General features: G+C 32.3%; 13 protein-coding genes. 4 read left to right on the top strand and 9 right to left on the bottom strand.

Features of this window, described 5'->3' with window-relative positions; genetic code table 11:
* Window positions 1–329: 329 nt before the first annotated feature.
* Complete coding sequence (locus tag LQ694_RS03850; protein ID WP_058611461.1) at window positions 330–812, bottom strand: DUF456 domain-containing protein; 483 nt, start codon at window positions 810–812, stop codon at window positions 330–332.
* 11 nt (window positions 813–823) lie between these two features.
* Window positions 824–2,035, bottom strand: a complete 1,212-nt coding sequence (locus tag LQ694_RS03845) for a sugar efflux transporter (protein WP_048541241.1) — start codon at window positions 2,033–2,035, stop codon at window positions 824–826.
* Between the two features lie 134 nt (window positions 2,036–2,169).
* Between LQ694_RS03845 and LQ694_RS03840 the strand changes: the two genes are divergently transcribed.
* Complete coding sequence (locus tag LQ694_RS03840) at window positions 2,170–2,817, top strand: MOSC domain-containing protein (protein ID WP_058611462.1); 648 nt, start codon at window positions 2,170–2,172, stop codon at window positions 2,815–2,817.
* Window positions 2,818–2,868: 51 nt separating this feature from the next.
* Here the strand turns inward: LQ694_RS03840 and LQ694_RS03835 are convergent, their stop codons facing one another.
* A complete protein-coding gene (locus tag LQ694_RS03835; RefSeq protein ID WP_049319949.1) occupies window positions 2,869–3,744 on the bottom strand; it encodes a LysR family transcriptional regulator in 876 nt (291 codons plus the stop codon).
* Between the two features lie 162 nt (window positions 3,745–3,906).
* Here LQ694_RS03835 and LQ694_RS03830 point away from each other — a divergent pair, with 162 nt between their 5' ends.
* The gene (locus LQ694_RS03830; protein ID WP_048541246.1) at window positions 3,907–4,728 is read left to right on the top strand and encodes an undecaprenyl-diphosphate phosphatase; all 822 of its coding nucleotides are present in this window, start codon (window positions 3,907–3,909) and stop codon (window positions 4,726–4,728) included.
* Window positions 4,729–4,804: 76 nt separating this feature from the next.
* On the opposite strand, the gene LQ694_RS03825 is transcribed toward LQ694_RS03830, so the two are convergent.
* From LQ694_RS03825 to LQ694_RS03815, 3 genes are all read right to left on the bottom strand, one after another.
* Window positions 4,805–5,344: a ribonuclease FAU-1 family protein gene (locus LQ694_RS03825; protein ID WP_048541247.1), complete on the bottom strand. Its 540-nt coding sequence runs from the start codon at window positions 5,342–5,344 to the stop codon at window positions 4,805–4,807.
* 203 nt (window positions 5,345–5,547) lie between these two features.
* Entirely contained in the window at window positions 5,548–7,440 is a 1,893-nt protein-coding gene (locus tag LQ694_RS03820) for a DHA2 family efflux MFS transporter permease subunit (RefSeq protein ID WP_218697190.1), read from the bottom strand.
* Between the two features lie 12 nt (window positions 7,441–7,452).
* Complete coding sequence (locus LQ694_RS03815; RefSeq protein WP_037589989.1) at window positions 7,453–8,100, bottom strand: HlyD family secretion protein; 648 nt, start codon at window positions 8,098–8,100, stop codon at window positions 7,453–7,455.
* Between the two features lie 209 nt (window positions 8,101–8,309).
* Here LQ694_RS03815 and LQ694_RS03810 point away from each other — a divergent pair, with 209 nt between their 5' ends.
* Window positions 8,310–8,861 (top strand): TetR/AcrR family transcriptional regulator, encoded by a 552-nt coding sequence (locus LQ694_RS03810; RefSeq protein WP_096791944.1) that lies wholly within the window; start codon window positions 8,310–8,312, stop codon window positions 8,859–8,861.
* 149 nt (window positions 8,862–9,010) lie between these two features.
* Here the strand turns inward: LQ694_RS03810 and LQ694_RS03805 are convergent, their stop codons facing one another.
* Window positions 9,011–10,525, bottom strand: coding sequence for a phospholipase D-like domain-containing protein (locus LQ694_RS03805; protein WP_081289199.1), 1,515 nt, complete (start codon window positions 10,523–10,525; stop codon window positions 9,011–9,013).
* Between the two features lie 127 nt (window positions 10,526–10,652).
* On the opposite strand from LQ694_RS03805, the gene LQ694_RS03800 reads away from it, so the two are divergent.
* A complete protein-coding gene (locus tag LQ694_RS03800; RefSeq protein ID WP_058612702.1) occupies window positions 10,653–11,762 on the top strand; it encodes a 5-methyltetrahydropteroyltriglutamate--homocysteine S-methyltransferase in 1,110 nt (369 codons plus the stop codon).
* A gap of 58 nt (window positions 11,763–11,820) precedes the next feature.
* On the opposite strand, the gene LQ694_RS03795 is transcribed toward LQ694_RS03800, so the two are convergent.
* Window positions 11,821–12,300, bottom strand: a complete 480-nt coding sequence (locus LQ694_RS03795; RefSeq protein ID WP_096791942.1) for a cupin domain-containing protein — start codon at window positions 12,298–12,300, stop codon at window positions 11,821–11,823.
* 12 nt (window positions 12,301–12,312) lie between these two features.
* A complete protein-coding gene (locus tag LQ694_RS03790) occupies window positions 12,313–13,026 on the bottom strand; it encodes a YebC/PmpR family DNA-binding transcriptional regulator (RefSeq protein WP_048541255.1) in 714 nt (237 codons plus the stop codon).
* Window positions 13,027–13,080: the final 54 nt, after the last annotated feature.

Genomic DNA, 13,080 nt, shown 5'->3' with positions numbered 1-13,080 from the left:
GTTTATTCCTCCTTTAACTCACATGTTTTGCGTTCTCGTGAGTTTAATACCTCTTTAACTCACATGTTTTACGATCTCGTGAGTTTATTCCTCCTTTAACTCACATGTTTTGCAATCTCGTGAGTTTATTCCACCTTTAACTCACATGTTTCTCAATCTTGTGTGTTTACTACCCCTTTAACTCACATGTTCAGCAATCTCGTGGGTTTACACCTCCTTTAACTCACATCTTCCGCATCATACACAATAAACCTCCACTCCCCATACTCCTCATTCCAAATAAAAAACCTGATACAGCTATTGAACTGTACCAGGCCATCCCTACTATATTAAATAATAATATCAATCAAGAACCATATGATCATGACTACCATAATCAATGCTTTTGCTATTGAGCTTGTTAAGAATCCAAGTAATGATCCTACACTTGCATTTGTTGCAGCTGCGATATCACCTTTTTGAATAATTTCTGTTACAAATACTAATACAAATGGAACGATTATGATTCCAAATGGAGGAAATACGAAACAACCGATGATGACACCGACTGCTGCCATTGTCTCTCCTAATTTAGAACCTCCAAATTTCTTAACGAAATAACTATTCATAATAATATCTGACAAGATCATAAATATTGTAAATACAATCATTACTACCCAAAATATCCAAGACAATTTGCTTGAATCAATTGCAAAGTGATAAATGAAGTACCCTATCCATATAAATAATACGGATGGAATAATAGGTTTCACTAATCCTATAAATGCAATTACAAACATTAAAATAATTAATATCCAACTTATTGCTGTCATTTTTATATCTCCTAACTTACTTTAGTTTCGTTATGTGTCGTATGTTCTACTGTGAATATAAGTAATACAAATGCTACTGCTATTGATAAACTTGAAACAAAGAATACATTGCCTAGTCCAACTATATCACTCATAATACCACCTAATAAATTTCCACCTAACTGCCCGATGACCATTGCATTGGCAAACAATGTCGATGCGTATCCAGGAAATTCTGGTAAAATATCTTGAAAATAACTAATACCTAAGCCTAGTAAAATAGCTAAGAAGAATGCTAACGCTAGTTGTCCTATTAACATTGCTACGAAACTATCAAACACCCCGATGCTAAAGTAGTAACCGAATCCAAAAATAGATCCAACCATTAATAATGTTTTTGTTTTGAACTTACTTGCAATAATACCAAGTATAATCATAAACGGAACTTCTAATCCCGCACATAAACTTGCTAAATATCCGACATGTGATTCATTATCTTTAAGATATTCTGTTACATATAACGGCATATTCAACGTATACATCCACTGACCAACATGTAACAAAATGAATGCTAAGAATGGTATTAATAATGTCGGTTCTTTCATTAAGTTTGGTGCTTTCTTTTCTGTAAAATTACCGATAGCATTTTTAATAACTTTTTTCGGTTCTTTATAAAATATAATTAATAATACTAAAACTGTTAAAAATAGTGCCACCGTTCCACCAAACAATCCATCATATCCAAAGGTACTTAACAATACTGTACCAATTAAAGGACCAAATAAAAATCCTAATGAAAATGTAGAACGTAGAACTGTATTAGCAAATATACTTCTATCTTTATAAGCTGATTCATTAATTGATTCACGTGCTGAGGCATACATTTGAGGCATTGCTGGTGCAGCTAAACCTTGGAACATTGCGTAAAGTGCAATAAACACCCATATTGTATGTATGTAGAAATAAATGGAGAAACATAATGCACCCATAATAAGAGCGGTAATGATAAGATATTTACGATTAATTTTGCCACTATCTGAAAATCTAGCAACAATAGAGTTCACTGTAAATGAAGCTCCTGCTGCAAGCGCCATTAACAACCCATACTGTCCTTTCGTCATGCCTAAATGTTGCGTCGCATACAACACTAGAAATGGAACAGTAATCGCAACTGCCATACCAAGTAAACCCATATTTGCAGTAAAGAGTTTATAATTTTTTATTTGAAATAATTTCAAAAACATGAATTCACAACTTCCTATATTTTATTATATGCTTGTACTTTAAAGCTTATCCTCTGCTACGTCAATGCTTTATTGCTATAATTCACATTAACCGGTAAAATCATTATTAAATATTGAAAAAAGGAGTCATTCTAGTGAATTACAAAGTAGATTATATATCAGTCGGAAAAATTGCTAACATCACATTTAGCGATCAAAAATCTAAAAAAACTGCCATTTTCAAAGAACCTTTTAAAGATAAAATGTACTTATCACATACAGGCTTTGTTGAAGACGAACAGCAATACAAAGGACACGGTGGACCTGAAAAAGCACTCTGTTTTTACAGCAAAGATAACTACGCATATTGGGATGACATTATTGATTTGTTACCAAAATATGCAATTTTCGGCGAGAATATAACCGTTTCAGGTTTAACAGAAGAAGATTTAAACATTGGTGACACTTACGAACTTGGTGAAGCGATCATCCAAGTTTCATGTCCAAGACAACCTTGCGCTACAATCGCACAACGATATGGCATTAAAGATTTAGTTAAACGCATGGCTGATAGTTATAGAACAGGCTGTTACTTCAGAGTATTAAAAGAAGGATACGTTTCACAGAATGACAATATGAGACTAATTGAGCAAACTGAGCCTAAACTATCGATTTATGAATTGAATGAAACACGATTTAATGATAGTAAAAATCTACAACGTATCGACAATATTTTAAATCACGAAGCGATTAATGATGAAACCCGCGAAATATTTACTAAGTTAAGAAAGCGTCTGTCATAGAAATCAATATAACAAAAGCAGAAAAGAAATCCGTAAAGATTTCTTTTCTGCTTATTTTTTCCCGATTTCAAGTTGATTGATATAGTTCTTTAAGACTTCTATGAATGATTTCACTTGTGGTAATTGTAATACGTTATGTTCATAACATATATATGTAGATCTTGTCAGTGGTTTACGCATGACGTTTAATTTCTTGATTTCAAATTTATCTGTATCGATATCACCTATAACGAGTTCGGGTAAGACTGTTACTCCTACACCATTTAATAGTAATGCTTTACATGTAGCAATTTGATCAACTTTGATCAGTGCATGATATTCTTGTTGTAAATAATCTGTATACCACTCTTCTATTTGTTTTAAGTAGATAGGTTCTGCTTGAAACTCTATCATTGGTAAAAGGTGTAGATCTTGTTTTCTATTTTTAGGATATATAAAGTAATGCTGCTCATTAAGTAGGAGATCATTTTGAACATTCATGACTTCATTTCCTCTTACGACCATGATGTGAAAGTCATTCTGATATTGTTTAATGTGTTCACTTGAGCCAATTTGTAATTGTATATCCACATTAGGATATAAGTGCGTGTATTCTCCTAATACTTGTGGGAGAATGGTCTGTCCAATTAATGAAGATACCCCTATTGAAATGCTACCATTTACTTCGCCTATTTTAGAACTGATTTTATCTAATAATAAACGTTCTTCTTTTAACATTTTTCGAGCGTGCTCAATGACTAGTGAACCTTCATTTGTTGTAATAAGTTGCTTCTTTGTTCTTATAAAAATATCTATACCGAAAAAGTTTTCAATTGTTTTTAACCTTTGACTTACTGCCGGCTGAGATATATATAGAATGTCTGCTGCCTTCCTTAATGTCTTTACGTCTTCTAATGTTACCAGTAACTTATAATCGTCTACTTTCAATTGACACACACTCCTTACTTTCATTATATTATAACACGATTTGCCTACACGACCACGCCTACAACTTTAGACCGAAATATAAATTTTTTTATTTCATAAATTGAAAGTCGATTCATAATTCGTTATAGTTGACCATGTACATTAAATAGGAAGGATCATATCATGCTTATTATAGAAATTATTAAATATGTTTTTCTTGGGTTACTTCAAGGTATAACTGAACCAATTCCGGTTTCTTCAAGTGGACACCTTGTGATGGCACAAGAATTTTTAGGATTACATACGGACGGTTTAACATTTGAAATTGTTGTGAATACCGCTTCATTAATTGCCGTGCTTATCTTATTTAGAAAAGATATTATCACGCTTATTGTTGATACACTTAAATATATTAAAGGTGACCGTACCGAATCTATTAAGAAAAATTTCCAACTTGCTATGTACTTAGTCATTGCAACGATTCCTGCAGGTGTTCTAGGTATTATCTTTAAAGATATTATTGGAGATACTAAAAGTGTGATTATGGTAGGTATCATGCTTATCGTAACTGGTATCGCATTGTGGTTTATTAAGAATAAACGTGGACAAAAGCTTGAAAAAGATTTGTCACTTAAAGATGCTATTATCGTAGGTCTATTTCAAGCAGTTGCCTTAATACCTGGACTAAGTCGAAGTGGTGCAACGATTGTTGGTGCATTAGGTGTAGGTATGAACCAAAAAACAGCATTTAAATTCTCATTCTTACTATATATCCCGGTAAGTTTAGGTACAGCTTTACTTGGTATTAAAGATATTGTTGAAACACCACCCGATACATCATTGATGATTTCATATGTATTTGCATTTATTGCATCTCTTGTAGCAAGTTATTTCTCTCTAAAATGGTTACAAGGCATTATGGAACGTGGTCAATTAGGTATCTTTAGTAAATATTGTTTCATCGTAGGACCATTAGCAATTATACTAGCGCTAATCTTCTTATAATAAAAAAACGAGGAATTCCAACTTTAAAGGGGTTCCTCGTTTTTATATAGAAATATGCCATAACATTGTGGTTAAATCACTTCGCATTCATAATTTCGTGAAAACAATATCTGATTTTCTTTTCAATTCCTTTGAAATCCGTCTCTAATTTAAACATAATTTCATGAGCTGTAACATATGCCTTATGGAATTGGGCTTTGGATATTTTCTTCTCTTTAAGCATTCTTTCTAAATCATCTTCATCAACAAGTTCATATTCACCCGACTTCGGTATCACTAAAACATCAAGACATAAATCTAATGTTCTAGCATTTCCAAGTTGTGTGATATTCCTCAAATTCACATCAAAATAGTATTGTACTGGTTTATTTTGTTTATCGTACATTACAGTAATACTATATGGCTTTTTTTCAGGTAAGATTTGCATCCACTTATATCCATTATCCGCAACTGTAATTTCCCTGCCGACCACATTTACTTGTAAGGGCTCTTTTACTTGTACCATTGTTACTAATCCTACAAGCCCTTGAAAATGATTGGTGTCCAATACAACTTCTTTATATTCGCGATTAAGGAGACGTCGCCAATGACGTTTGTCAATATACTTAACTTTCATAAGTTACCAACTCCTTTTTTACATTATATAAAAAACCATGTCTAATTCAAAGCATTCAATATAGAATTTCATAAATTAAATTACTATTCTAAAAAAACACTACAAGAAACAGTGCTGTTTCTTGTAGTGTTTAAACAATTAAACATTAATATATAATTTAAAAATACAAAATGAATTTATATTTTTATATCTAGGAGTCGTTACTATTCTTTTGATAAATAATGAGATTTACCTTTTAAGAATAAACTTAAAATTAAAGCAATCACACTGAATAAAGTTGCAATCCAGAATGCATCGTTAATACCTTGAACTGTAGCCAGTTTGTTGAAGAATGTAAATAGTGCAGTTGTACCTGCTTCTTCTCCGCCAACAGATTCTGATAAAGCTTTAATTTGTTCTTGTATCATAGGATTTGTTGAATCCATATTATCTGACATATTTGCCAAATGTGTTGTCGTATTTTGAGTCATAACTGTAACAAGAATGGCTGTACCGATTGACCCTGCTAATTGTCTTACAGTATTACTAATTGCATTACCATGCGGAATTAATCGTTGTGGTAATGAATTCATTCCTGCTGTCATAATTGGCATCATGATGAAACTCATACCAAATGAACGGACAATATAAATAACAAGTATTGTTGTATATGGTGTATCCATATTTAACTGTGTCAATTCCCAAGTAGCAAATGTCATAATTGTTAAACCAATTAAAGCGAGTGGTTTAATACCAAATGAATCTAACATTTTACCAGCTATAGGACCCATGAAGCCCATTATAAGTGAACCTGGTAATAGTAATAACCCTGAATCTAGTGGTGTGAAACCACGTAAGTTCTGTAGGTAGATTGGTAATAAAATCATACCACCGAATAAACTCATTGTTACGATAACGTTAATGATTGTAGTCAATGTAAAGCCTGAATATTTTAATGCTGACATATCAAGCATTGGATTTTTCATTCTGACTTCACGAATAACAAATAATGCTGTAAAGATTACACCGATAATCAATGATAATGAAACTGTTAAAGAAGTCCATCCATCGTTACCCGCTTCACTAAATCCATAAAGCAATAATCCAAATCCTAAAGTACTAAAGATAATACCTTGAACGTCTGGTTTTGGATTAGATGTTTTTTGATAGATTCTAAACCAGAAGAAACTAATAAATATTGCCACTAAACCAATCGCAAACATACCATAGAACATGATGTTCCAATGATAATTTTGGACAATCCAACCTGATAATGTTGGTCCAATTGCTGGCGCTAGAATAAACGCAATACCTAAAGTACCCATTGCCGCACCACGTTTTTCTGGTGGGAATATTGTCATAAATACATTTGAACCTAATGGCATTAACACACCTGCACCAACTGCTTGGATAACACGGCCTGTCATCATCATTGGGAAGTTAAATGATAGCGCACATATAATTGATCCAATCGTAAACAGCGTCATTGCTATAAGAAATAGTCTTCTGTATGAATATTTACTTATTAGAAATGCACTGATTGGTATTAAAATACCATTCACTAACATAAATCCTGTCATTAACCACTGTCCTGTAGACGCTGAAATACTAAACTCATTGTTAATAACCGGTAAAGCAACATTTAATAATGTTTGGTTTAAAATAGCTATAAACATACCAAACATCATCGCAACTAAAATTTTGTTTCTTGAAATACCTTTGCCATATACGAAATTGACATGATGTTTTTTAATTTGTTCATTAATTGGTTCGTCTTCGTTTAATTCCATACCACGATCAGATAATTCAGTATGCTCATGTGATTCATCTGAATCTTTATCCTGATCTTCAGAAGACATATTGTTAGAAGTCGTTTCATTCATCTCTGAGTCAGATGACTTACGTTCAGTTTCCATTTTCTCAATATTTGAACGTACTGGTTGATGATCAACATCATCATCTTTTGATTTCAATTGTGTTTCTTTATTCTCTGTTGTTTCATCAGTTACTTGCTTAGAAACTGATTTACTTTTTTTGCGTTTTAAAACAAATGCATTAATTCCAATCCATAATAGGATTGCTACAATTATATAAGCCACCGTAAAGGTTGATGTCATAATACACCCTCCTTAATTCTTGTGGATTCGAACTTCAACATTCATTCCTGGAACAACATTTGTTGATGGCTTAGAATCAAATGTGATTTTCACTGGAACAACTTGTGTCACCTTTGTATAGTTTCCATTACTATTTGATGAAGGCATCAATGAGAAACTTGATGCAGTTGCTAATCCAACTTGAGACACTTTACCTTTAACACTAGCTTCTTGTCCGTCGATATACACGTCAACAGCTTGTCCTTTTTCAACATCTTCTACATCTGTATCGTCAATGTTTGCTGTTACATATAAATCATCAAAGTTATATGCATATGCAATTGGTGATCCAGCTTGAACTAAACTGTTTTCTGTTGCAGAAGTTTTTACGATTGTACTTTTAGATGGTGCTTTAATGTCCATTTCTTGAGACTGTCCATCTTCACCTTTACCAGCTACTTCTCCGATTTTGTCGCCTTTGTCATAAGTTTTACCTTCTTTAGCGTCGAAGCTTGTTAAGTTACCTGATACTGGGCTAGCAATTTTGATTTGCTCACCGTCAACTTTTGCATTTTCTGTTTTTACATAATCTGTTGCTTCACTATAATAATGGAATCCTACTAAACCGATAGCCACTAAAATTATTATAGTGATAACATTTACAAGCACTATTTTTTTCATTACTTTATTTCCTCCAAATTTCAATGATTTATTCATTATAAGGCTCTGGAATGATGATTTAAACCAACAAATTAAATAAGTTTGTCGGATTAAGATGGCGGAAAAATCAGATAATTATTCATAATATCTACATATTTAAATGGTATATGAATGTATCTTTGAACGGCTTTTTGTTAAAATATTATGTATGTATTTATTCGAGGTGACCTATGAAAAAACATGCGAGACAACTAATCATAAGTAATATGGTTTACTTATTAGAACATTATCATTTTGATGAAATCACAATAAAAATGTTATGTGCAGAATGTGGCATCAATCGTTCAACATTTTATGCACATTTTAAAGATAAATATGAAACGTATGAAGAAATCAAACAGTTTCATATGACGAACTATGAAACATTAATGGATAATATAGAACAATCTATTCTTGAAAACCCTGATAAAAGAAGAAAGTATGTTAAACAGTACTTTACGAATGTCTTTTATTACATAGCAAGACATCAGAGATTTTTCACAAGCGTCTTCGTTGTCCATCCAGAAAAAGAACTCATCATCAGTTTTATCAAACTTATTAAATTAAGATTTGAAAAATTGATTACACAAATAGGTACACTTCAAGACGTCAATTTCTTCCTAGACTATACAGTCGGTGGACAAATCGCTACCATTTATAGTTGGCTAAAAAATGGATGTGTAGAAAAACCAGAAAAAATGGCAGATATTATGTATCGGAATATTATTAAGATTAATAGATAATAGCGTAATCTCTCTGTCTTCGTGCGTTATACCCTTATTTTGTACACTAGCGCACGATATCTCTCAGTCTTCGTGCATTACACCCTAATATTCAGTCTTATCCAAAAAAAGACATTCACCTTAACGATGAATGTCTTTTTTATATACTGTTAAAAGCTTGATAAACCTGTACTTTCTTGAATTCTATATAATACTTTTTTCCAAAGTGCTTCGTCTTTGAATTCATCGTATTGTGCAGTCATATCGTGTTCACTATTATTCCAAGATTGTTTAAAGTTTTTGGATAATTTTTTAAAGGCTGCATCATTTTGTTTACCTTTAATGATGATATCTGATTCTAAATTATAATCTCCAATGTTTCTTCTTGTTAAATTGGATGACCCTAATATCATTGTGGCACGATTGTTTTCATTTTGCTCAAACAACATATATTTAGAGTGATATTGTTCGCCTTTTGAACGAGCCCATCGTACTTTAATGCTTCCTTTTGAGCGATTGATTAATTCACTTGCAACCGGCTTATTTGGTACGCCTGGCTTTTCTTTACCAAATGCTTCTTTATTAATATCAAGTATCAATTTGATATCTACATTTCTTTTGGAAGCTTTAATCAACTCATCAATCACATCTCTGTCTGAAAGATAAAACATACCTATTGAAATATGGTCTTTAGATTGTGCTTTTTTAATATTTTGAATGACTTGATTTTTAATTTTACCTTCAGTTGCTAATTGCACACTATACTTCGCGTTATCATTCCAGCTATTGTTTTTAATTTTGAAATCACTTGGTGAATATCGACCACCACTCATATTCGCAACTGCAATTTCTGATTTAATAATTGCATTTTGAATTGGACCTGATACTCTAACTCCAACATTTTGATGATAACCACTTGGATCATGTGGATTACTAGATAAGATCATGCCATGCTTTTCTGTAACTAAAGTCTTTCTATGATTTGCTTTCATATTTAAAATATTTAAATAACCTCTAACCGTAACGTCTGGTGCTTCAGGGCTTAATGGATTACTTAACTTACCATTTTCACTATTACCAAACCATTGGAAAAATGTTCGATACATACCTGAATAAATCGGGTTAGAATCTCTTAATTCGTTAAGATTTGTATAGTAAACATCTATATTATTGGCTTTTAGCTCCCTAATATGATCTGGCGTGTATGAACCATAGAATGAATTAAGTGGATCTGTAATCACAATAATTCTCATATCTGGGTTTTCTTTTTTCTTATCAATTAATGATTGTGTAAGACGTTGAGATATTTTTGGATAAGTCTTGTCTCCCGTTTGATAATGATTAAATAAGAACATATCCATAATAATAAAATCATCCGCTTCTTTAATCGTCTCATTTACTTTATCAAATATTTCTTGATTGTACTGCATCTTATTCCCGTTTTTATAAGTGACATCTGTTAATAGTTCCACATGGTCTGTCATTGTTTCTGAACTCACTTTTGAAACGCCATGTGGTAAAGGTTTAAACACATGATAAATACTCATAGCTATCACAATTCCAATAATCAATAAAAGGAATCCATAAATATATTTCTTTTTATTTTTACGCTTTGATTTGTCATTTTTCTTTTTTCTTTTTACAGACTGACTTTTCTTTTTGATATTTTTCTTTTTATTAGCCAAGTGTTTAATACCCTCCTTTTTATTTATTATATCAAAACTAAATTGACATCGATGTATTACTTTGGTATTTTTAATTAATATTGAATTTTTCAGAATTTTTAGAGTATATAAACAGGAGTGAAGTAAATTGACAGAACAATTAAGACCTTTCCGTGCCGACCATGTAGGTAGTTTACTAAGAACTGAGCCTTTAAAGAAAGCTCGTCAACAATTTTCAGAAGGTACGATTACACAAGAAGATTTAACGAAAGTAGAAAATCAAGAAATTAATAAAATTATTGAAAAACAATTAGGAGTCGGACTAAAAAGTATTACAGACGGTGAATTCAGACGTTCTTATTGGCACTTTGATTTCTTAGAAAACTTAACAGGTGTAGAAGATTATGAACCAGAAATTGGTTTAACATTTAATGGCGTAGAAACTAAAAAACATGACGTAAGAGTTGTAGGAAAAGTCAAATACAACCCAGATCATCCTCACTTCGCTCATTTTGATTATTTACATAAGCAAGTAAACGGAAGAGCTGTAAGTAAAGTATCTATTCCGAGTCCAAACCAGTTATTCCATCCAAACATATTAAACCATGACATCTACCCAGATATTTATGAATATGCGAAAGATGTTTCAGAAGCTTATCGTCAATCTATTCTTAAATTCTATGAATTAGGTTGTCGCTATTTGCAAATTGACGATGTATATTGGGCTGGATTAGCAGCAACAAAACAATTAATTAAAAATAGAGAGCGTTCTGAAGAAGAAAAAGCAGAAGCTATCAAACTAGCAGCAAAAGTTGTCAATGATGCATTAGCTGATTTACCAGAAGACTTATTGATTACAACTCATATTTGTCGTGGTAACTATCAATCATCATGGGCAATTACGGGTGGTTATGAACCAATTGCGAAAGAACTATTCACTGAAAAGCTACAAGGCTTCTTCTTAGAATATGATGACAATCGTTCAGGAGACTTTGAACCATTAAGACACTTTGATAGAAACGATGCATATATTGTATTAGGTTTATTCACATCAAAAACTGGTGAACTTGAAGACAAACAAAATATTCTTGATCGTTTAGACGAAGCAACAAAATACGTTTCGAAAGATCAATTATGCTTAAGTCCTCAATGTGGTTTCGCTTCGACAGAAGAAGGTAACATCTTATCTGAAGACGATCAATGGCGTAAATTATCTTATGTCATCGAAACTGCTAAAGAAGTATACGGAGAACTATAATTTCACAAAAAAATTCCCAATCCGACACATTCGGATTGGGAATTTTTTATATTAAGCTTTAAATTGTTTCGAAAGCGTATTTTTCAATTACTTCTTGATGCTGTGGATACTGTTCAATCAATTGAGCCTGTGTAAACAGTTCGAATTTTTCAAACTGGAATCCTGGTGCGCACATACAACCTACAAGTGCATAGTCATTGTCACCTTCAACAGTTGAAGCAAATATAACGCCTTTTGGTACGAGCGCTTGTAATACATCTCCCTCTTCAATATTTGGGCCGACTTTCACTTTTTCATAATGACCATCCGGATAAATCATATGCACAGTCAATGTTTGTCCTGCATGATAATACCATACCTCATCAGATTCTATTCTATGAAAATGCGAAATATTATTTTTTTCTAATAGAAAATAAATACTTGTATATAACGCATTGCCATCATTTAAAGCATGTTCTGATTTAATCGTTTCATGATAGAAACCACCTTCAGGATGTGGTATTAAATTGAGTGCGCTTATCCATTTCTCTTTATTCATCTAAACACTCCATTACAAGTCAACATTGTGGAATACTTGTTGCACGTCTTCTAAATCCTCAATTGCATCGACTAATTTTTCAAACGTTTGTAAATCTTCTTCTGATAATGTTACTTCTGATTGAGCTAACATTGAAAGTTCAGCAACGTCAAAATCTTCTACGCCATTTGCTTTAAGCACATTTTGAACTTGCGCAAATTGATCTGGTTCTGCGTATACAATTGTTAAATCTTCTTCTTCGATAACATCTCTCACATCTAAATCTTCTTCTAATAATAGTTCGAAAACTTCATCAGCAGATTTTCCTTTAAATGCGAATACAGCTGTATGATTGAACATGTAAGCAACTGAGCCTGATACACCCATATTACCGCCATTTTTACCGAATGCTGCACGTACATCACTTGCTGTACGGTTTACGTTATTTGTTAATGCATCAACAATTAGCATTGAACCACTTGGACCGAAACCTTCATATCTTAACTCATCAAAGTTTTCTTCTGATCCGCCTTTAGCTTTTTCAATTGCTCTATCTATAATATGTTTAGGAACAGAATAAGTTTTAGCTTTTTCTAATACAAATTTAAGATTTTGGTTTGATTCTGGATCAGGTTCACCTGATTTAGCAGCTACATATATTTCTCTACCAAATTTAGCATAGATTCTACTTGTATTTTTGTCTTTTTGGGCTTTTTTATCCTTAATATTATTCCATTTACGTCCCATATTTCCATCTCTCTTTCAAGTGAGTTATTTAACATACTTATTATACAATAATGA

Origin of the sequence: Mammaliicoccus sp. P-M58 (assembly GCF_022386165.1) — a bacterium.
Lineage (GTDB): Bacteria > Bacillota > Bacilli > Staphylococcales > Staphylococcaceae > Mammaliicoccus > Mammaliicoccus sciuri.
Note: the sequence above shows the minus strand (reverse complement) of the source record. Positions and strands in the feature narration are given on the sequence as shown.